Raw genomic sequence first — 21,093 nt, forward strand, 5'->3', positions numbered from 1 at the left:
GTACGTACCGCTTTTGACAAGTACTACACCCTGGATCAGGACGATTCTTTATATTTTAAGATAATGATAAATGATAAACTCCCCGAATCTAGCAACCCTCACAATGTCAATGTACAAAAAATGACATTTTATGTCAGTGACAATAGTCACTGTAAAAACGCTATATAATGAATCGTGACGAAAGAAAAGTGTAAGAGCCGCCTATCGACTTTAGCCAAAATTGTGATATTCCACCTGCACCCTTACCATGCAACCTACGCTGGTTTTTTCTGTCACTGAACATTTTCGTGCTCTTTAATACTAAATAACCTTTTATGATTTTTTTCCAAAAAGAAAAAGTGCAGCTTCAGCCACACTCTAATTAGGATTCATATTAAAACTGAAACAAATCACTAGATAAATAACGCTCTCCGGTGTCACATGCAATACATACTACAACCTCACCGGGCTTCATGCGTTTTGCCACTTCAATTGCTGCGTAGCAGGCTGCCCCAGAGGATGGACCGACTAATATCCCCTCTTCTGAAGCTAAACGACGAGCTATATCGTACGCTTGCTCATCCTCAATTTTTAAAATTTCATTATATACGTTTTGGTTTAGAATAGAAGGAATAAATCCTGGACTAGTTCCAACAAGCTTATGCTTTCCTGGTTTTCCACCTGATAAAACTGGTGATCCTGCAGGTTCAACTACATGAACTGATAAGTCTGGATAGTGTTCCTTTAGAACCTCTCCTGTGCCTGTAATTGTCCCGCCTGTTCCTGCGGTTGCGACAAATGCTGACAGCGGTTTACCTATACTCTCCATCGCCTTCAGAATTTCCAACGCAGTGGAGTGTCTGTGTGCATCAGGGTTGGCATTATTATCAAACTGCATCGGCATAAAGCTGTTTGGAATCTCGCTTGCTAATTGCTTTGCTTTCTCTATTGCGCCAGGCATTTTTTCATCACCAGGGGTTAATACAACCTCTGCCCCATAAGCCTTCAACAGATTGATGCGCTCTTGTGTCATTGTATCAGGCATTACAATAATGGATTTGTACCCTCTTGCCGCCGCGTTCATGGCAAGACCAATGCCGGTATTTCCGCTTGTAGGCTCAATAATAGTCGCTCCTGGCTTGAGAAGCCCTTGTTTTTCAGCATCATTAATCATATTGAAAGCAGCGCGATCTTTTACACTTTTACTAGGATTAAAAAATTCCAATTTCAAGTATATATCAGCACCATTTTCAGGATTAAGTTTATTTAATTTTACTAATGGGGTGTCCCCAATTAGTTCAGCGATATTTTGCACGACCTTCATGTGTGATCACTCCCTATTTTCTTAAATGTATTATATCAAATATTTAATCCCAACTAAAGTTATTGGTTTAATAATTAAAAAGACGGCTTGGTACTCCACTAACTGACAGTAAACACCTACTTATTGACGAGTAGATAGGCAAGTCGTGTTTTATATGTATCGATTTGGTGTTTACTTGATACCTATTGCGTGTCGACTTGATACCTATTTCATGTCGACTACATACCCATTTCGTGTCGACTCTGTACCTAATTCATGTCGAGTACATACCCATTTCGTGTCGACTCTGTACCTAATTAAAGTATTTTCTGCAATATAACCAGGTGTTATTGCTATGTGTTTAAGTATCCTTCATTTATATCAACATAACCGAAACTTTGCTGTCCTGGTACATACCATAGAAGCATTTGGTTTACTCACCAAAAAAGCACCCTACTTCATATGTGAAATAGGGTGCTTTTTTAGTTACTTATTATCAACCGCGTTAATGCGGTTCATTGCACGACGCAGTGCCAACTCCGCACGTCTATAGTCAATATCATCTTGACGTTCTTGTAGACGACGTTCTGCACGCTCTTTAGCTGAACGGGCACGAGAGACATCAATGTCTGTCGAACGCTCTGCCGCTTGTGCTAATATTGTGACCTTGTCTGGTCTAACTTCTAAAAAGCCTCCACTTACGGCCACAAGTTCTGTTGTTTTACCTTTTTTCAGGCGAACGGCTCCAATTTCTAAAGGAGCAACCGTTGGAATATGTCCTGGTAATATACCAAGCTCACCACTTTTAGCGCGAGCAATTACCATTTCAAATTGTTCCTGCAAAACTGGGCCATCGGGAGTAACTACATGGACTTCAACGGTCTTCATTTCATACCCTCCTGGTCCCTATTTTATACTTCTACTCCCATACTTTTAGCTTTTTCTACCACTTCTTCGATTCGACCGACTAAGCGGAAAGCATCTTCTGGAAGATGATCGTATTTTCCTTCAAGGATTTGTTTAAATCCATCAACTGTCTCCTTAACTGGTACATAAGATCCAGGTTGACCAGTAAACTGTTCAGCAACGTGGAAGTTTTGTGATAAGAAGAACTGAACGCGACGTGCGCGTGATACTATAAGCTTGTCTTCATCAGATAATTCATCCATACCAAGGATAGCGATGATATCTTGAAGTTCTTTATAGCGTTGTAGTGTTTGCTGCACTTGACGTGCTACTCTGTAATGTTCTTCTCCAACGATTTCAGGTGACAATGCACGAGAAGTTGAAGCAAGTGGATCCACCGCAGGATAGATACCCATTTCTGATAATTTACGCTCAAGGTTTGTTGTTGCATCTAAGTGAGCGAAAGTTGTTGCTGGTGCTGGGTCAGTATAGTCATCCGCAGGTACGTAAATAGCCTGGATAGATGTAACAGAACCAACACTTGTTGATGTAATACGTTCTTGAAGCTGACCCATTTCTGTTGCTAACGTTGGCTGGTAACCAACCGCCGATGGCATACGTCCTAGTAAGGCCGATACTTCAGAACCTGCTTGTGTAAAGCGGAAAATGTTATCGATGAAGAATAATACGTCCTGCCCTTGCTTGTCACGGAAGTATTCTGCCATCGTTAACCCTGTTAACGCTACGCGCATACGAGCGCCTGGTGGTTCGTTCATTTGTCCGAATACCATCGCTGTTTTCTTAATAACGCCAGAGTCTGTCATTTCATAATATAAGTCATTTCCTTCACGAGTACGCTCTCCAACACCTGCGAATACGGAAATACCACCGTGCTCTTGGGCGATGTTGTTGATAAGCTCCTGAATTAATACCGTTTTCCCTACACCGGCACCACCGAATAGACCGATCTTACCACCTTTTATGTATGGCGCTAACAAGTCTACTACTTTGATTCCTGTTTCAAGAATTTCAACCTCAGTTGATAGGTCTTCGAATACTGGGGCTGCTCTGTGGATCGGGTTACGTTCTACGTCTGCAGCTACCGTACCGTCTAAGTCAATTGCATCACCAAGTACGTTGAATACACGACCTAATGTCGCATCTCCTACTGGTACAGAGATTGGTGCTCCTGTATCAATAACATCAACACCACGGATTAGACCGTCGGTTGAAGCCATGGCGATAGTACGTACTGTATCGTCACCTAAGTGAATGGCAACTTCAAGTGTTAAGTCGATATCGACTTCGTTTTCATTACGCGCTTTATGTTGAATTTTTAAAGCGTTGTAGATTTCAGGTAAATGTCCGCTCTCAAACTGAACATCTACAACTGGACCAGTAATCTGGATCACGCGTCCTTTTGCCATCGTATTCCCTCCTAACTTGTTTCACTGCCAAGTCCTTATTTATCATTCAAAAAGTATAATTAGTCTGAATGTATTTATTCATGTCACTTTATAATTAATGAATCTTATGATTGTGCGTTCGCGCCACCAACAATTTCGGTGATTTCTTGAGTAATTGCCGCCTGACGTGCACGATTATATGAAAGAGTAAGTGAACGAATAAGTTCACTTGCATTGTCAGTTGCATTTCTCATCGCTGTCATACGTGAAGCATGCTCAGCTGCTTTTCCATCCAGTAACGCTCCATATATTAAGCTTTCAGCATACTGTGGCAATAGCACTTCAAGAATTTCAGCCTGTGAAGGTTCAAACTCATAATCAGTAGTTGCTTTTGAATCAGAGATATCTGTCAAAGGAAGAAGTTTCTTTTCTGTAACCTCTGACTGAATCGCACTTACATAATGATTGTAATAAACATACAATTCATCATATAGACCATCAGCAAACATACTTACTGCTTGACTCGCGATACTTTTTATATCGTTGAAAAGAGGTTGGTCAGCCATACCTGTTATTTCTAACATTACTGGCACTCCTCTTTTTTTGAAAAAGTCACGTCCTACACGACCTACCGCTATAACAGTGTACTCATCCTTAGATTTGTGCTTTTGCATTATTTTTTGATATACAGTACGAAGTATATTACTGTTGTAAGCTCCAGCTAATCCGCGGTCAGATGTAATGACGAAATAAGCAGTCTTTTTAACAGGCCTACTTTCAAGCATCGGGTGCTTAATGTCATTACTGCCAGCTGTAATACTTTTCACAACCTCTTGCATTTTCTCCATGTAAGGCACAAATGATTTTGCGTTCATTTCTGCCCTATTAAGCTTAGAGGCTGATACCATTTCCATCGCTTTAGTAATTTGACTTGTCTTCTTTGTTGAAGTAATTCTCATTTTTATATCGCGTAAGGATGCCAAAGGTTTTCACCACCTTTTTCCCAGTATGAACAGTGGCGGCAGACGTATGTCAACCGCCTCTAAAAAATATTAATACATAGTTACAAAAGCTTATTTAATGGACACAAGTCCTATTATTTAGAAGCCACGAAATTCTTTTTAAATTCATTTATAGCACTTTGCAGATCGGCATCTTCCGGAAGATTTCCAGATGAACGAATTGTTTCAAACAGCTCTTTACGGTTTAGCTCAATCCATCCAGATAGATCTTCTTCAAAGCGACTAATATCTTCAACCTTAATATCATCTAGGAAGCCACGTGTTAACGCATAAAGGATAACAACCTGTTTTTCAACAGCAAGCGGCTTATGTAAGCCTTGCTTTAGTACTTCAACCGTACGTGCTCCTCGATTTAGTTTTGCTTGAGTTGCTTTATCTAAATCAGAACCGAACTGCGCAAATGCTTCTAGCTCACGATATGAAGCGAGGTCAAGACGAAGTGTACCTGATACCTTCTTCATAGCTTTAATTTGTGCTGATCCCCCTACACGAGATACTGAAAGACCGGCGTTAACCGCTGGACGTACACCCGAGAAGAAAAGGTCTGATTGTAAGAAAATTTGTCCATCAGTGATGGAGATAACATTTGTTGGAATATATGCAGAAACGTCCCCTGCTTGTGTTTCAATGAAAGGTAGAGCTGTTAATGAACCGCCACCTTTTGCATCAGAAAGCTTCGCTGCACGCTCTAGTAAGCGTGAATGCAAGTAGAATACATCCCCTGGATACGCTTCACGACCTGGAGGACGACGTAACAATAACGAAAGCTCACGATAAGCTGCCGCTTGCTTTGATAAGTCATCATAAATAACAAGTACATGCTTACCGTTGTGCATGAACTCTTCACCCATTGTTACACCGGCATATGGCGCAAGGAACAATAGTGGTGCAGGTTGAGATGCTGATGCCGTTACAACAATCGTGTAATCAAGGGCACCATGTTTACGTAGTGTTTCAACAACGTTACGCACAGTAGATTCTTTTTGTCCAATTGCTACGTAGATACAAATCATATCTTCATTTTTTTGGTTAATAATTGTGTCAATAGCAATTGCCGTCTTACCAGTTTGACGGTCACCAATGATTAACTCACGCTGACCACGTCCAATCGGAATCAACGAGTCAATTGCTTTAATGCCAGTTTGCAGTGGTTCATGAACTGATTTACGATCCATTACACCTGGTGCTGCACTTTCGATAGGACGCGTTTTCGTTGTTTCAATTGGGCCTAAACCATCTACTGGTTGCCCAAGTGAGTTAACAACACGTCCAATAAGAGCTTCACCAACTGGAACCTCCATAATACGGCCTGTACGACGTACTTCATCGCCTTCGCGAATATCTTTAAACGGTCCAAGGATAACGATACCTACATTGTTTTCTTCTAGGTTTTGCGCCATCCCCATTACACCGTTTGAAAATTCAACAAGCTCTCCAGCCATGACATTGTCGAGGCCATGAGCACGAGCGATACCGTCACCAACCTGGATAACAGTACCAACATCTTTTACTTCAATTTCAGACTGATAACTTTCAATCTGCTTTTTTATCAGCGTACTGATTTCTTCAACATTGATGCTCATGAATTTCACCCCTATCTACGATCTTCTCAGCATTATATCCTTTTTAATACGTACTAATTTCCGAGTCAAGCTACCATCATAAATGGTATTTCCAATGCGTACTTTTACCCCACCAAGAATACTGTCATCAACTACGTTTTCAATATTTAACGACTGCTTTCCTATTTTACTAGCAAACGTCTGTGAAATCGTTGATAACTCCTCAGTCGATAATTCTCTTACTGAGTAAACAGTTGCTTCTGCGACTCCTCTATCTTCATTAGCGTATGCAATGTAGGAATCAACAACAGCAGTTGTTTGATCAATACGTTGTTTATCAGTTAGAAGAAATAAAGTATTAAGTACATTTGTTGAAATGTCAGTAAAAACATTTTTTAAGAACTCTTTCTTTTTTGCCAAAGATAATTTTGGTGATTGTAAAAGAGTTGTTAATTCTTTGTTTTGTGAAAAAACTTCCTTCACTACACGAAGCTCATTCTCTATTTCTTGAATAAGTTGCTGTTCCTTCGCGATAGTAAATAAAGCTAAGCCGTAACGTTTGGCGACTGAAGCATTTCTCATCTCACTTCGCCTACCTCTTGAATATACTCATCAATTAGCTTCTTTTGATCTTCAACACTTAGCTCTTTTTCAATTACTTTCGAAGCAATAAGGACGGATAAAGTAGATACTTGTTCACGAAGTTCTGAAATCGCTTGTTCTCTTTCGCGCTTTATTTCAGTGATAGCAGCATTTTTCATGCGCTCCGCATCTTGGATTGCTTCATCCAAAATCGCTCTTCCTTGTTGTTCACCGAGCTTCTTTGCTTCTTGAACAATTCGTTGTGACTCAAGTCTTGCATTTTCTAACTCTTCGCGTTGACGAGAAAGAAATTCTTCTGCATCTTGACGGTTTTTTTCTGCAGATTCAATTTGCTCATTTATCGTTTGTTGACGCTGTTCCATAATACCCATTAGAGGTTTAAGCGCCACTCTTTTTAAGAAATAGAGCAAAACTAGGAATGCAACTAATTGGTATAAAATAGATCCCCATGGAATAACAAAATCCACCTTGGTTCACTCCTTTCATTGAGTATGAAAATATCAGATCTAAGTACATATAAATATTTTTTGTATTGGCGCTGTTAATTGGAGAGTTTAACTCCTGCTATCGAGCTAAAACCAGCGACAATCCCTTGTGAGAGAAAGAACCCGTTACGCCTAGTTAATGCGCAGGCGAGACTGCTCGCGGAAAAAGAGCGACCTTTTTTAAGCATATTAACAACGGAGTCTAGCATAGACAAAAGAATTTATCACAACATTCCTTGTCAAAGTAAATGATACATAAGGAATGGCGAAGGTTCGTAGTCGAACACTATCGCCATTCCTGGTTTTGCATTCCGGAAATAACGGAAAGCTATAAAAATTATGAGAATAAAAGTAAGAATGAAATAACGATTGCGATAATCGGTAATGCTTCAGCAAGGGGAACCCCGATAAACATTAATGTTTGTAAAGCACTACGTGATTCTGGTTGACGCGCAACACCTTCTAAAGTTGCTCTTACGATGATTGCTACTGCAATACTACCACCTACTGCTGCTAAACCTGCTACAATTGCTACCGCTAAAAAATTCATAATAATAATCCTCCTCGAAAAGGTAATTTTCTTTTTTAAAATTTATTATACGCTCTGAATTTAAGAGCATAGTTTAATGATGTTCAACTTTATGTGCCATGTAAACCATTGCTAGCATTGCAAATATGTATGCTTGCAACGCACCAATAAACATCCCAAAGGCTTGCCATACAATTGTCGGTATAATTGCTCCGAACATCCCAAACAATCCTGATGTCCCGAGACCGACTAGAAGTACCATAAGTATTTCTTTTGCATACATATTCCCAAAGAGACGCATACCCAACGTTAATGTGTTGGAGAATTCTTCGATTATCTTGAATGGTAATAAGAAAGGAACTGGTTGCACATACCCTTTTGCATACCCACCAAATCCGTTAATTTTAATACCATAGTAGTGTGTCATGACAACAACCATGACAGCTAATGTTAATGTAACGGCAGGACTTGCAGTTGGAGATTTCCACCATACTTCATGTGTATACTTATTATAGATTTCAAATGGAAGTCCTAATAGGTTGGAAACAAACACGTAAAATAGTATCGTGAAAGCTAGTGACGTAAATTGTCCTCCCACTTTCCAATCCATATTTGCTTTAATAATCCCTCGAACAAAGTCTACTACCCATTCTAGAAAATTTTGCATTCCAGTAGGATGCATGGAAAGTCGACGTGTCCCGATATAACAAATTAAAAATACAATTACACTAACGACTGTCGTCATTAAAACTGTTGACATGTCAAACCATAATCCGAAGTAATTCCTCATAGGTGCTAAATGATCCATGTTTCTCACCTCTTTCTAGCAAAATGAACTAGCATATCTGTCATAATAATTATATATATCAGGGAATACCCTGCTATGACCGCAATGATGTTTAGCCTTTCAGGTTGGAGAATTGCCATCCATACAGGAATTATGGCTAACCCCATTCTTATAGCTATTCCAAAAATCGCAATAAAATACGATATACTTGTATAGCTTTTAACTCCTGCTGCCGCTTCTCCAATAACTTTTGTTTTAATATATGTTGTCCATAAACTTAAAAAACCAAATAGGAATCCGACAAAGGCTCCTAAAAACACCGTTTTCCAGGTCAAAAGAACATATCCTACTAGTAGTATTCCTAGTAAACTAAGTACTATGAGTGAGTAATTTTTCATTTTCATCTCAAAAGATTCCATTACCTTGTTACCTTTCTATAAAAGGCTTGACAGCTTGGTACACACCATAAGCTCCCGAGAACATCCCTAGTAAAAGGAAAACCACGAGAAATAAAGGTCTAGTGCCAAACAAACTATCGATCCATAAGCCTAACCAAACACCTACGACCACACCACCAACTATGTATGAGGAAATAATGGAGACTAATACCATTGCACGCCACGGATTTTGCTTTCCACTCGACAATGACGTTCCTCCTATTCTCCTAAAAAAAAGTATATACAATTGAAAGTATAACAGGGATTAATATGGCATGTCATTGTTTTTTAGAAATATTATCCTATCAAAAATGTTCACAAAAGCATGCTATTATCCTTTTAATTATTTTTTGTAATCAAATATATATAGGAAGGATTGATGGCTTCTTGTGAGTCACAATTTATAGAGGAAACGAAATTCTTTGCTAGCATTATGTACATCTTACAAGGTACAACATTTAACAATCCGACATAAATGTCAAAAAATCGACAAATTTTCAGAAGCTATAAAATGCTCTTTGCAAGGATAGTACATAGTTTCAATTACGGTGAAAACCCTATCATTTCACACCCTTTGTTAGCATACAATAGGCAGTCCTAATGTGTCAATTAAAAAGAGAGACTTACAGCGTGTGTGTGACAAAAGTCACAGACAAATTGTGAAGACTTACACAATGTCGTAAAAATGCATCGTGTAAGCCTTTTTTTAATCTACAATCTCTATATACGTTTCAAACGCATCTTGTTTTCCTGCTTTTTTGGCAAAAATTAACGATTGATACACACCGGCAGGCACTTTCAATTCTTTTGATGAGAGTTGTTTTTTGAATAAGCCACGAGGTACTTCGGTTGCATAATCAAGAAATGCTACAAAGTGAGATGTCTCTGGATTAAAGAGTGCGATACCAATCTCATCAGCACCTCGCGGTAAATACATTTCATACTCATATGTTGCAGGCTCCATTCCTTGTTGAAATTGAAAACCCATCACACGTGGATAATCGGGCTCCTCGACAACAAATTGATAAGGAAGATGAATAAGTTGGCTCTCTGCCTCCACTGCAATATAACCAGCATGAATGCCATCTCCTAGCTGCGAAGGGGTCACGTCTGCTGTAATTGTGAATTGCTTTTTGCTTTTGGCAGGTATGTGATTCGCTATGGGAAGCTTCCAGTGAATAGCTGGCTGATTTTCCGGTTCATTGAAAGAGATTTTTATAGGTTGATTTGTTACATTTTCAATTGTCACCGTTAACTTAGATTGTGTTCGCGGTGCCTTATGGTGGAACATACCAAACGTTAATGAACTTGGATATATGAGCGCCTTAGTGTGAATAGCCTCATTGATCTGTATTCTACCTGCTCCTTGCTCATGCGGCTTTAACACGTTACCGTTCTCATCCACTAAGAGCTTGGCGGTATTCATAAGTGCAGCCTTGATTTGGTGTGGATTCCAGTTAGGATGTGCCTGCTTTAATAGCGCTGCTGCTCCAGCAACGTGCGGAGCGGCCATACTTGTTCCTTGCATAGACATGTATTTTCTTTCAGGTACTGTACTGTTAATCGAGACACCCGGGGCAAGAACATCCGGTTTAATAGCCCACGTATGTGTAACTGGTCCACGCGAACTAAATAGCGCGAGAGTATCTTCTATTTTTTTAAAATGACAGGTGATGCCTTGTGATAAATACTGCATAATTTGCTGTCCTGCCTCCTGCGTGACAGTTACCGCAGGAAAGTCTATAGGTACTTCAAATCCACCTGCTAATTCTCCAGCTACATTATTGTATACAATAATCGCCTTCGCGCCAGCTTCTTTAGCATGCATTGCTTTTTCTAAAAAAGAAATTTCCCCACGCTCTACTAAAGCTACTTTTCCACGCAATTGTTTATCTGTATAATCTTCTTTTTTTCCCAATCCAGCAAACACAACCTGCTGTGTACCCCTCAGAGTCCAGTCAGCTGCATTCATAATCGGCTGAAGGTCGATTGGCTGCTTGCTGTTTAGGCCCGCTGTTATATACGGAATGTTTAAGGGTGGTGTGGAAGCTCCTACAACGATGGCCTTTGTAGATGTGCCAGGAGAGCCTACTGTCCAAGCATTTGGTCCCGAATTACCGCTTGAGGTTATGGCAATTATGCCATGATCAACAGCTTTGTCTAATGCTAAGCTTGTTGGCCAATCAGGGCCATTAATTGTGTTACCTAATGATAAGTTAAGCACATCCACTTTATCTTTTATCGCCTGCTCTATCGCTGCTATTACTTGTTCACTGCTTCCATAGCCGTCTGGACCTAGCGTTCTATATGCTATTATCTCAGCTTCAGGAGCAACACCTTGATGGCGTTGTGATCCGTTTGCTGCGATAATACCAGCGACATGTGTTCCGTGCATCGTAAGCGGGCCATGCACACCTTTCGATTCCATAGGGTCATTATCCTGATCTACAAAATCGAAGCCTCCCGCATAGTTTCTATGCAAATCTGGATGAGAATAGTCTATACCTGTATCAATAATACCAACTTTTATGCCGTAGCCAGTTAAATGTTCATTGTCTGGCGAGAGAATATGACGAACAGCATCGCTACCAATATAAGGCACGCTTTCATCAATTGTTTGTTTATATGTTGATGATTCATAGACAGCTTTTATTTTCTCGCCATAAAGCTGCTTAATTCTTTCAATATCCTTATATGTGGAGGCAATCGAAAAGCCATCAAACACAGTACTATACGTCTTCCGTACTTTAATGGATTTATGTTTTTCTTTAATAAGCTTAGTGAGAGCCTCCGTTGCATCATTTTCATTCATCAAGACAATAAAGGTTTTTAATTTTGTATCATCGATTTTTTTGGGCGGATTGGGGATGTTTGGATATACGACATTGACTTTTGCACTGGAGATTGTAGGCATTACGAAAAATAAAATTATGAGAAACTGAATAACCTTCAAAGAACCACCTCTTATTTGTAGTGTGGTTTTTTAACATAAAATTATTTATTGAGGTCGACGAGATTTGCACGTAAGAACGTGATATTTGGAGAAGGTGGTGACATTACGCCCTGCCTTTAACGTAAATGCTACGTTGATTTTTGATTTCTAGCTTTTCTGTGTCGAAGCTTTACCGATTTCTTGTCGCTGCCCTACCGGTTTCGTTTTGGTTTCTAATGACTCCAGTTTCGACGCTCTTGCGTGTGTTAGGTTTCTACCACTTCTGTGTCGAATTTCTACCGGTTTCATGTCGAATATCTACCACTTCCGTGTCGAATATCTACTGGTCCATGTCGAATATCTACCACTTCCGTGTCGATGTTCACCAACCTGACATATTTTCTACCCATAAAAAAGAAGTTAACCATCACACAGAAGGTTAACTCCTTTTTAATAAACGTATCGATATTGTAGATAGCGCGCCTTCATATTAAACATTAAATGGTTCGGGGCGGTTATTCCCTTTTTTAAAGTAATATAATATCGCTTCAGCAATACGCTCTGATGCCTTTCCGTCTCCGTAAGGATTGGATGCATGGGCCATCAATGCGTGCGCCTCTTCATCACGAAGCAGCTCATCAGCCAGGTTATAAATAGTATCCTCGTCTGTTCCAGCTAATTTCAAAGTGCCAGCCTTGATACCTTCTGGACGCTCGGTTGTATCGCGTAACACAAGGACAGGTACTCCTAATGACGGTGCTTCTTCTTGCACGCCACCAGAATCTGTCAAAATCAGATGAGCACGCGCAGCATAGTTGTGAAAATCTATCACATCAAGCGGCTCAATTAAATGAATACGCGGATCAGAGCCAAGAACTTCATCCGCTAATTCGCGTACGACAGGATTTAAGTGTACCGGATAGACCACTTGGATGTCCTTGTGCTTTTCAATCAGCCTTTTTACCGCACGGAACATATGACGCATCGGTTCGCCTAAATTTTCTCGACGATGAGCAGTCAGAAGGACTAAGCGGTCTGACCCTACTTTTTCAAGAACCGGATGAGTGTATGCATCCTTTACCGTTGTTTTAAGAGCATCTATCGCCGTATTACCAGTTACAAAGATTGCTTCTTCTGCTTTATTTTCTTTCAAAAGATTCTCTTCTGCTTTGTCCGTAGGGGCAAAATGCAAGTCCGCCATGACCCCCGTTAATTGACGGTTCATTTCCTCTGGGTATGGCGAGTATTTATTCCACGTTCTTAACCCAGCTTCGACGTGCCCAACAGTAATTTGATTGTAAAACGCCGCTAGAGACGCTACAAACGTTGTTGTTGTATCACCATGCACGAGGACGATGTCCGGCTTTACTTTTTTCATCACATCATCCAGGCCTTGTAACGCTCTTGTTGTAACATCCGTCAACGTTTGACGATCCTTCATGATGTTAAGGTCATAATCTGGTGTGATGTTAAAAATTGTTAGTACTTGGTCTAGCATTTGTCTATGCTGCGCTGTTACCGTTACAATTGATTCAAATTGATCCGCTCGTTTTTGCAATTCTAGAACAAGTGGTGCCATTTTTATCGCTTCCGGCCTTGTTCCAAAAATCGTCATTACTTTTACGCGTTTTTCCACAATTTGTCCCACCTTTTACTTGGTGTGATATCAGTTACTTTTGTTACTTCGTTCCGAACAATCTGTCACCAGCATCTCCTAATCCTGGTACGATGTAGCCATGGTCATTTAATTTTTCATCAAGCGCCGCAATGAAAATATCTACATCAGGATGCGCTTTTTTAACTTCCTCTACACCTTCTGGCGCCGCAATTAGACACATAAATTTAATATGCTTTGCCCCACGCTTTTTCAAAGAATGAATGGCTTCTACCGCTGACCCTCCCGTTGCAAGCATAGGATCAACCACGATAAAATCACGCTCTTCTACATCAGAAGGTAACTTTACGTAATATTCAACTGGCATTAATGTTTCGGGATCACGATATAATCCGATGTGTCCAACCTTTGCTGCAGGGATTAACTTAAGAATCCCATCAACCATACCAAGACCAGCACGAAGAATAGGAATAATCCCTAGTTTTTTTCCAGATAAAACTTTAGCCTTTGCTTTGCTCACAGGCGTTTGAATCTCTACTTCTTCAAGTGGCAAGTCACGCGTAATTTCAAAAGCCATTAACGTTGATACTTCGTCTACTAGCTCGCGAAATTCTTTTGTCCCTGTTGTTGTTTCTCTAATGTATGTAAGCTTATGTTGAATTAATGGGTGATCAAACACATATACCTTTCCCACGTTCCATTCATCTCCTTTTTTTCACACTTCCATTGATTTTATCGAAAAACAACTCGCACTTCAAGACTCTCTCCATAATATTGTCGAAGTTGACACAATGTTAGTATGAACGTATATTTTATTCTTATATTACGTTGATGTATTTTGCATTTAAGTTACTAAGTGATAAGAGTGATTATGAGATAACTTTTGCCTATACTTCTCATATACACGCAAGCAGCTAAAAAAACGAAGAGCCTAAAGGCTCTTCGTTTTATAATTCTGTATATAAAGGGTAATTCGCATTAAGTGCCGCAACACGTTCACTTGCTTCTTGTAATTTTGTTTCGTTGTCATGATTTTTTAAGGCTAATGCGATAATAGAAGCTGTTTCGTCCATTGCAGAGGCATCAAAGCCACGGCTTGTTACAGCTGCTGTCCCAATACGAATGCCACTTGTTACAAATGGGCTTTCTGGGTCGTAAGGAATTGTATTTTTATTTACGGTAATACCGACATCATCTAATACTTTTTCAGCTACTTTGCCAGTTAAGCTGAGCGAGCGTAGGTCTACTAAAAGTAGATGGTTGTCTGTTCCACCTGATACAATCTCTAATCCCTCAGCTTGTAAAGCTACAGCTAATCGCTTGGCATTTGCAACTACTTGATTTGCATATTTTTTAAAGTCTTCGCTAAGGACTTCTCCGAAAGCAACAGCTTTGGCCGCAATCACATGCATTAGCGGACCACCTTGAATGCCTGGGAAGATAGCTTTATCTATCTTTTTAGCGAACTCTTCTTTACAAAGGATCATGCCGCCACGAGGACCGCGCAATGTTTTATGAGTTGTTGTCGTTACAAAATGTGCATGCTCAACAGGGCTTGGATGAACGCCTGCTGCAACAAGACCCGCTATGTGAGCCATATCAACCATTAAATAGGCCCCAACTTCATCCGCAATTTCACGGAATCTAGCAAAATCAATCACTCGTGGGTACGCGCTTGCACCTGCCACTATTAATTTAGGCTTATGTTCTAGCGATTTTTGACGAACATCTTCATAGTTAATAAGATGTGATTCTTTGTCTACACCATATTCTACAAAGTTATATTGTACACCACTAAAGTTAACAGGACTTCCATGTGTTAAATGTCCACCGTGAGATAAGTTCATACCAAGAACCGTATCACCTGGTTTTAGCACAGTGAAGTAAACGGCCATATTAGCTTGTGCGCCCGAGTGTGGCTGCACATTTGCATGTTCGGCCCCAAAAATCTCCTTCGCTCTGTCGCGTGCGATATTCTCAGCGACGTCCACATATTCACAACCCCCATAGTAACGACGACCTGGATAGCCTTCTGCATATTTGTTTGTTAACACAGAGCCTTGGGCTTCCATCACTGCTTCACTTACAAAATTTTCAGATGCAATCAATTCAATTTTTGCGCGTTGTCTTCCAAGTTCATCTTGGATCGCTGCATATACAGCTGGATCATGTTGTTGCAAATGCTTCACTACGAATATCCCCCTTTATTGGCAAAAGCCGAACAATTAAAAACACCCCTATATTGTAACATGCTGAGGTAGAAAAAGTAACTAGTTACTCCCCAAAGCACGTCTTCCCACTATCTTTTGTATACACCGCACGCGCACCACCAATAAGCTTTGGCCTTGTCGTGGCAAGTGTAACATGCGCATGCCCAATCTCCTTAATCTTTGTTCGAATTGGGACAGCAACATGCTTTAGGTGCATACCTATGAATGTATCACCAATATCTATTCCCAGGTCCGATTTCACGAACTCTACCATTACAGGATCATTAAATCGTTCGTATGCATGAGCTGCCATGGCACCACCGGCCTCTGGAACCGGAATCACATTCACGATTTCATAGCCACGTTCGATTGCGGTTTTACGTTCGACAACAATAGCTCGGTTCAAATGCTCACAGCATTGAAACGCTAGCTGTACGTCTTGTTTTTTTAATTCTGAAAAAATCATTTCCGCTACATCAGATGAACCAGCTGTCCCTATTTTCTTTCCAATAATCTCACTCGTGCTACATCCGACAATTAATAATTTATCTTTTGAAAAAGATACTTGCTGCCCAAATTGCATGAGAAGTGTTTGAAACTGCCCCCTCCATTGTTCCACCATCAGCCTCAGTCCTTTTTCACAGAATAAAAAAGCATAATGTTTCCTTGATAAGCGTTTAACCTGAGATAAACGTCTAACCTGAAATAAGCGTCTAACCTGAGATAAACGTCTAATCTGAGATAAACGTCTAACCTGAAATAAGCGTCTAACCTGAGATAAACGTCTAACCCCTGGCACTAACAATTATCTAGTACCAAACATACTACATCACGTCACATGTGGTGGCGTTGGCAGCATAAGAACCGTCCCCACTCTGCCGATTATTTATTTTCGTATGACGTTATTTTTCCAACACGGTTTTCGTGACGACCACCCTCAAACTCAGTCGTTAGCCAAACACTTGCTATTTCACGGGCTAAGCCCGGACCTATTACGCGTTCTCCCATCGCTAGCACGTTGGTATCATTATGCTGGCGTGTAGCTTTTGCACTAAAAACGTCATGGCATAGCGCGCAACGAATTCCTTTTACCTTATTAGCAGCTATACTCATACCAATTCCTGTCCCACAAATTAATATCGCACGATCTACTTCGCCTTTTGCAACCATTTCCGCTGCAGGTAGAGCATAATCCGGATAATCAACGGAATCTTCACAATCACAGCCCATATCAACATACTCAATATGTAGTTCTTCAAGTAAAGCACGGATTTCATTACGAATATTAATACCACCGTGATCTGATGCTAGAGCAATTTTCATGTTTATTTGCGCCTCCATACGTTTAACTTTTTTTGAAAAACACCACCTTACAGTAAGGTGGTGTTTCGTTATTGCCATTGTATACCTTTACTTTTACATTGTAAAACAATGTTGTTACTTTATAACGTAAAGCGTGTGATCGTTGCCTTAAGCTCATCCGCCTGCTCAGCAAGACGTTTCGCCAGTTCATTTACATCAGCAATGACATTGGCTTGGGTTTCAGATGACGCTGTTACCTCTTCCACACTTGCAGATGTTTCTTCGGCGATTTTTGACATTTGACGCGATTGATTAGCTGTTTGCTCAATCCACGTCATTTGCTGGCCGACAAGCTCACTAATTTGGCGGACAGCATCAGCTACTTGATGAACAGCATTTGTCATTTGGCCAATAGCCTCGCTCGTCATAGTACCCTTTCGCGCTTCATCACGAGCAACTGTCACTTGATTTTCAATTTGCTTAACAACTTGATTCACATCATCTTGCATCGTTGTAATTAATTGTGAAATGCCACTTACAGCCTGCGCACTTTGATCCGCTAACGTACGCACCTCATCTGCAACAACTGCGAAGCCTCGTCCCTGCTCGCCAGCTCGCGCCGCTTCAATAGAAGCATTTAAAGCGAGAAGGTTCGTTTGACCTGCAATGTCCCCCACTAAAGAGATAATATCGCCCACTTTTCCGGCATTTTCTTGCAATCTTGAAACTGCTTGCTTTGAGGTTGCATGACTATTCGCAATCTTTTCGATACCTTGAATTAATGATTGAATAACTTGATTACTTGTATTCAAGTTTTCTACCATATCTTGAGCTAATTGCTTCGACGTCACTGCTTTTACTTCCATTTGCTTCGCCACGGACAGTGCATCCTCAATTGAACTAGCGGTCTCTTGCGTTGCAGCAGACGACAGCTCTGCACCACGTGCAATTTCTTCCATAGCCACTGAAATTGTTGACGCTTGTTCCGCTGCTACATCAGTTGCATTCGATATGCTTACCACATGTTGGTTTGTTACATTGAAGTTTCCGTTAATGTGTCCGACCATTTCTCGTAAGTTTTCTAGCATTTTATTAAATGCTTCACTTAACGAACGAATTTCATCATCTGACTTAGGAAGCTCAACAGTTACGTCAATTCTCCCAGCCGCTGCTTGTGTAACTGCTTCTTCTAGTCGTTGAAGAGGACGAGTGATAAAGCCCGCTGCCACAAACGCTAATATACCAGACCACATAACCCCCATTAACAGCGTGATAATGGTAAACGCCTGTTCACTCAGATTAATGGAGTCTTTTACCCATCCATAAAGTACATAAATAAAGAATCCACTTGTTGTGTACGTAATAAGTGCTAGAATTGTTGTGAAAATTAATAATTTTAAACGCAAGCTAAATTTGTACCGCTTCTTCTCCACTAAGACTCCACCTTTATGTATTTTCTAGCTTTTTCATTACTTTGTCTATTAACTCCGAAAGCTGTTGGTACGTTTGACGATAGTCTTCTAGCGAACCACCAAATGGGTCTGCCACATCCCGAAATGTTGTCCCTACTGCAAACTCTGTAATAGTTTTTGTTTTAGCAATAGCTTGTGGAAACTGCTGCTTTACATGTTCTTTATGATTGGATGTCATCGTAATAATCCAATCGGCCCAATCAACGAGATCTAACGTGAGCGGTGAGGATCTATGATTACAAGAAATACCATTCTCTTGTAATACCTCCTCTGCATGTGGTGATACTGCGTTCCCCGGCAACGCAAATACACCTGCAGATTTCACATTATGCTTTTGACCAACTTTGTGCTTAAACAACGCCTCAGCCATAGGACTTCGACAAGTATTCCCCGTGCAAACGAATAATATATTCATTGCGGATGAATCCCCTTTCATATTTCGACATTTCTATTATATAAAGAAAAGCACACTAAAATAAACAACTTATGTTTTTTTATCAAATATTTTAACCTCGTTATTTCTTCACATTCATTTATTCATAGGATTTATAACAGCACTAACTCACTTAGATGTCTGGCACCTCGTACTCCATACTCTCTGTTCTTTTTAAATATTAGGATCTTCATAGCATCAGTGAAGCATCTGAATATAAGGAAAATCACTTATCAAAAATAACGGTGTTAATTTCCCCACAGCAACCTTAGTACTCGTATTAAGCGTAAGAAAAGCCCAGCGTTTAACCGGGCTTTTCAACGATATATTAAATAGGTAGCAATAGTTTTATACCAAACGCTAATAAAATACTACCACCTAACGCCTCACTATATGTACCAAACCAGCTTTGTGTGTGTCTGCCAATAAATAATCCGAGCCATGTGAGCGCCATACTAACTATACCAAACATAGCCACTGTCACTATCGTTCTAGCTCCATATATTCCTAAACTAAGGCCAGCTGAAAAGCTATCCACACTCACACTAAAAGCAAACACAAGCAATCCAAATCCAACAGGTGTGAGCATAGGCCCTTCATCATCCTTGAAAGACGAGACAATCATTTGTATTCCTAAAAACAACAATAGCCCTCCACCTAAATAGGCCGCAATATTACCGAATTGATGCGATAAGAATCTTCCTATCACCATACCGATTAGCGGCATCCATATGTGAAAGATTCCAATAACAACACCAATTAGAAAGATTTGCTTTAATCGAAGCCGAATCATACCCATACCGAGGCCAATCGAAAAAGCATCCATCCCTAGTGCAAACGCCATAAAAAATAAAGTTAATAGTTCACTAATAAGCCTGTAAAAATCCATTTCGGACCCCCTCGGACGTGCCTTGCTTATTAGATGATATGCACGTCCAAAATAATTTAGAAGAAATCAGCACATCCGAGGGAAAGTTTTTAAAAAAACTTTAATTTTAATATTTTATCACATGGCCTCCTGCTGCCTTTGTTAACCGATTCATAATCGCTTCCCCGATACCCTCACGCGGAAAGCTTTCACTAAAGATTACATCCAAGTCGTATGTATTAAAAGATCGTAACGTTGCAAATAGCTGCTGCGCAACTGATGTGAGGTTCTTCCGCTCTCCACAAGCTAAAACAGCATCCGCCTCATACTTGTTCACTTGTTCGGTGGTTGTTAGTACACCTACACGTTTCCCCGCTTTACGCGCATCATTCACAATAGCTTGAATAAAAGCAAGATCTCCTTCTACAATTTGCAAAGGTGCATCAGGTGCATAATGAACGTATTTCATCCCAGGTGATCTAGGAGCGATATGCACGTCATGCTGTAACGCTTTATCCACAAGCACTTCACAATCCACAGCTTCCTCTAATTGTTCCTTCGTAACGCCACCTGGACGTAATATAATCGGTAGCTCTGTTGTACAATCTACTACCGTAGATTCTAAGCCTACTCCCGTCACACCACCATCTAAAATACCCGCAATTTTACCAGCTAAGTCAGCATACACATGCTTCGCTTCTGTCGGACTTGGCTTTCCTGACAGATTTGCACTTGGCGCCGCTATCGGAACATTTGCAGCTTTTAGCAAGGTCAATGCAACAGGATGATTCGGCATGCGAATAGCAACAGACTCAAGACCCGCTGTTACGTTGTGAGCGACAGCCGCTTTTTTCGGTAAAACAAGTGTTAATGGTCCTGGCCAAAATTGCTCAATGAGTTTATGCGCATGTGGTGTTACTGATTGCACTAAATCTTGCAGCTGCTCCTTTGAGCCTATATGTACAATCAACGGATTATCACTTGGTCTGCCTTTTGCAACAAATATTTTTTCAACAGCGCGTTCGGAAAGCGCATTTGCACCTAATCCATATACTGTTTCTGTCGGAAAGGCGACTACTTCTCCACGTTTCAAAAGATTAGCCGCTTCTATAATATGTGGATTATCTGTGGATAACTCCACCGTGTTATCAACACACCATGTTTCAGTCTTCAAAACGATTCAACTCCCAGTTATATCACTGCTTGTCAGTATAGCCGAGAGTAAATATTTACGCAACATAA

At 40.4% G+C, this 21,093-nt stretch carries 21 protein-coding genes and 1 pseudogene; all 22 read right to left on the bottom strand.

Translation table 11 applies throughout. The features are described 5' to 3' along the window. Nucleotides 1–373 precede the first annotated feature (373 nt). Nucleotides 374–1,303, bottom strand: a complete 930-nt coding sequence (gene cysK / locus EJF36_RS19780) for a cysteine synthase A (protein WP_125907949.1) — start codon at nt 1,301–1,303, stop codon at nt 374–376. A gap of 465 nt (nt 1,304–1,768) precedes the next feature. Beyond that, nucleotides 1,769–2,170, bottom strand: a complete 402-nt coding sequence (locus EJF36_RS19785; RefSeq protein ID WP_125907950.1) for a F0F1 ATP synthase subunit epsilon — start codon at nt 2,168–2,170, stop codon at nt 1,769–1,771. A gap of 23 nt (nt 2,171–2,193) precedes the next feature. Then, nucleotides 2,194–3,615: a F0F1 ATP synthase subunit beta gene (gene atpD / locus EJF36_RS19790; RefSeq protein WP_125907951.1), complete on the bottom strand. Its 1,422-nt coding sequence runs from the start codon at nt 3,613–3,615 to the stop codon at nt 2,194–2,196. Nucleotides 3,616–3,719: 104 nt separating this feature from the next. Beyond that, a complete protein-coding gene (locus EJF36_RS19795; RefSeq protein WP_125907952.1) occupies nt 3,720–4,577 on the bottom strand; it encodes a F0F1 ATP synthase subunit gamma in 858 nt (285 codons plus the stop codon). Nucleotides 4,578–4,690: 113 nt separating this feature from the next. Continuing rightward, complete coding sequence (atpA, locus tag EJF36_RS19800) at nt 4,691–6,199, bottom strand: F0F1 ATP synthase subunit alpha (protein WP_125907953.1); 1,509 nt, start codon at nt 6,197–6,199, stop codon at nt 4,691–4,693. A gap of 15 nt (nt 6,200–6,214) precedes the next feature. Next, nucleotides 6,215–6,760 (bottom strand): F0F1 ATP synthase subunit delta, encoded by a 546-nt coding sequence (locus EJF36_RS19805; RefSeq protein WP_125907954.1) that lies wholly within the window; start codon nt 6,758–6,760, stop codon nt 6,215–6,217. Then, nucleotides 6,757–7,248 carry a F0F1 ATP synthase subunit B gene (atpF, locus tag EJF36_RS19810; protein WP_125907955.1) on the bottom strand — a complete coding sequence of 164 codons (492 nt, stop codon included), beginning with the start codon at nt 7,246–7,248 and terminating at the stop codon, nt 6,757–6,759. Before atpF ends, EJF36_RS19805 begins: the two co-directional genes overlap by 4 nt. A gap of 355 nt (nt 7,249–7,603) precedes the next feature. Further along, a complete protein-coding gene (atpE, locus tag EJF36_RS19815) occupies nt 7,604–7,816 on the bottom strand; it encodes a F0F1 ATP synthase subunit C (protein ID WP_312028276.1) in 213 nt (70 codons plus the stop codon). Between the two features lie 73 nt (nt 7,817–7,889). After that, nucleotides 7,890–8,603 carry a F0F1 ATP synthase subunit A gene (atpB, locus tag EJF36_RS19820; protein ID WP_125907957.1) on the bottom strand — a complete coding sequence of 238 codons (714 nt, stop codon included), beginning with the start codon at nt 8,601–8,603 and terminating at the stop codon, nt 7,890–7,892. Nucleotides 8,604–8,608: 5 nt separating this feature from the next. Continuing rightward, nucleotides 8,609–9,001, bottom strand: coding sequence for an ATP synthase subunit I (locus EJF36_RS19825; RefSeq protein WP_125907958.1), 393 nt, complete (start codon nt 8,999–9,001; stop codon nt 8,609–8,611). 7 nt (nt 9,002–9,008) lie between these two features. Beyond that, nucleotides 9,009–9,227, bottom strand: coding sequence for an AtpZ/AtpI family protein (locus EJF36_RS19830; protein ID WP_125907959.1), 219 nt, complete (start codon nt 9,225–9,227; stop codon nt 9,009–9,011). Between the two features lie 498 nt (nt 9,228–9,725). Then, on the bottom strand, nt 9,726–11,972 hold the full coding sequence (locus EJF36_RS19835; RefSeq protein WP_312028277.1) for a S8 family serine peptidase: 2,247 nt from the start codon (nt 11,970–11,972) through the stop codon (nt 9,726–9,728). A 469-nt stretch (nt 11,973–12,441) separates the two neighbouring features. After that, a complete protein-coding gene (gene wecB / locus EJF36_RS19840; protein WP_125907960.1) occupies nt 12,442–13,587 on the bottom strand; it encodes a non-hydrolyzing UDP-N-acetylglucosamine 2-epimerase in 1,146 nt (381 codons plus the stop codon). Nucleotides 13,588–13,630: 43 nt separating this feature from the next. Next, on the bottom strand, nt 13,631–14,260 hold the full coding sequence (gene upp, locus EJF36_RS19845) for a uracil phosphoribosyltransferase (protein ID WP_125907961.1): 630 nt from the start codon (nt 14,258–14,260) through the stop codon (nt 13,631–13,633). Between the two features lie 253 nt (nt 14,261–14,513). Beyond that, nucleotides 14,514–15,755: a serine hydroxymethyltransferase gene (gene glyA / locus EJF36_RS19850; protein WP_125907962.1), complete on the bottom strand. Its 1,242-nt coding sequence runs from the start codon at nt 15,753–15,755 to the stop codon at nt 14,514–14,516. Between the two features lie 85 nt (nt 15,756–15,840). Then, nucleotides 15,841–16,398: a TIGR01440 family protein gene (locus tag EJF36_RS19855; protein ID WP_395940602.1), complete on the bottom strand. Its 558-nt coding sequence runs from the start codon at nt 16,396–16,398 to the stop codon at nt 15,841–15,843. Nucleotides 16,399–16,658: 260 nt separating this feature from the next. Beyond that, the gene (rpiB, locus tag EJF36_RS19860) at nt 16,659–17,099 is read right to left on the bottom strand and encodes a ribose 5-phosphate isomerase B (RefSeq protein WP_125907963.1); all 441 of its coding nucleotides are present in this window, start codon (nt 17,097–17,099) and stop codon (nt 16,659–16,661) included. 119 nt (nt 17,100–17,218) lie between these two features. Further along, complete coding sequence (locus EJF36_RS19865) at nt 17,219–18,166, bottom strand: methyl-accepting chemotaxis protein (RefSeq protein ID WP_458772703.1); 948 nt, start codon at nt 18,164–18,166, stop codon at nt 17,219–17,221. After that, a pseudogene (locus EJF36_RS22360) lies at nt 18,158–18,340 on the bottom strand (HAMP domain-containing protein); the annotation flags it as partial. The pseudogene EJF36_RS22360 and the gene EJF36_RS19865, both read right to left, overlap by 9 nt. Before the next feature lie 184 nt (nt 18,341–18,524). Further along, a complete protein-coding gene (locus tag EJF36_RS19870) occupies nt 18,525–18,965 on the bottom strand; it encodes a low molecular weight protein arginine phosphatase (protein ID WP_125907965.1) in 441 nt (146 codons plus the stop codon). Nucleotides 18,966–19,311: 346 nt separating this feature from the next. Then, nucleotides 19,312–19,872, bottom strand: coding sequence for a manganese efflux pump MntP (locus EJF36_RS19875; protein WP_125907966.1), 561 nt, complete (start codon nt 19,870–19,872; stop codon nt 19,312–19,314). Nucleotides 19,873–19,978: 106 nt separating this feature from the next. Continuing rightward, nucleotides 19,979–21,025, bottom strand: coding sequence for an L-threonylcarbamoyladenylate synthase (locus EJF36_RS19880; protein WP_125907967.1), 1,047 nt, complete (start codon nt 21,023–21,025; stop codon nt 19,979–19,981). Between the last annotated feature and the right edge of the window lie 68 nt (nt 21,026–21,093).

It is taken from the genome of Bacillus sp. HMF5848 (assembly GCF_003944835.1).
GTDB lineage: Bacteria > Bacillota > Bacilli > Bacillales > HMF5848 > HMF5848.

Excerpts from the sequence above, each read along its gene's own strand:
- cysK (WP_125907949.1), bottom strand. The coding sequence starts at position 1,303 with ATGAAGGTCGTGCAAAATATCGCTGAACTAATTGGGGACACCCCATTA.
- EJF36_RS19785 (WP_125907950.1), bottom strand. The coding sequence starts at position 2,170 with ATGAAGACCGTTGAAGTCCATGTAGTTACTCCCGATGGCCCAGTTTTG.
- atpD (WP_125907951.1), bottom strand. The coding sequence starts at position 3,615 with ATGGCAAAAGGACGCGTGATCCAGATTACTGGTCCAGTTGTAGATGTT.
- atpA (WP_125907953.1), bottom strand. The coding sequence starts at position 6,199 with ATGAGCATCAATGTTGAAGAAATCAGTACGCTGATAAAAAAGCAGATT.
- EJF36_RS19805 (WP_125907954.1), bottom strand. The coding sequence starts at position 6,760 with ATGAGAAATGCTTCAGTCGCCAAACGTTACGGCTTAGCTTTATTTACT.
- atpE (WP_312028276.1), bottom strand. The coding sequence starts at position 7,816 with ATGAATTTTTTAGCGGTAGCAATTGTAGCAGGTTTAGCAGCAGTAGGT.
- atpB (WP_125907957.1), bottom strand. The coding sequence starts at position 8,603 with ATGGATCATTTAGCACCTATGAGGAATTACTTCGGATTATGGTTTGAC.
- EJF36_RS19825 (WP_125907958.1), bottom strand. The coding sequence starts at position 9,001 with ATGGAATCTTTTGAGATGAAAATGAAAAATTACTCACTCATAGTACTT.
- EJF36_RS19855 (WP_395940602.1), bottom strand. The coding sequence starts at position 16,398 with ATGGTGGAACAATGGAGGGGGCAGTTTCAAACACTTCTCATGCAATTT.
- rpiB (WP_125907963.1), bottom strand. The coding sequence starts at position 17,099 with ATGAAAATTGCTCTAGCATCAGATCACGGTGGTATTAATATTCGTAAT.
- EJF36_RS19865 (WP_458772703.1), bottom strand. The coding sequence starts at position 18,166 with ATGCTAGAAAACTTACGAGAAATGGTCGGACACATTAACGGAAACTTC.
- EJF36_RS19870 (WP_125907965.1), bottom strand. The coding sequence starts at position 18,965 with ATGAATATATTATTCGTTTGCACGGGGAATACTTGTCGAAGTCCTATG.
- EJF36_RS19875 (WP_125907966.1), bottom strand. The coding sequence starts at position 19,872 with ATGGATTTTTACAGGCTTATTAGTGAACTATTAACTTTATTTTTTATG.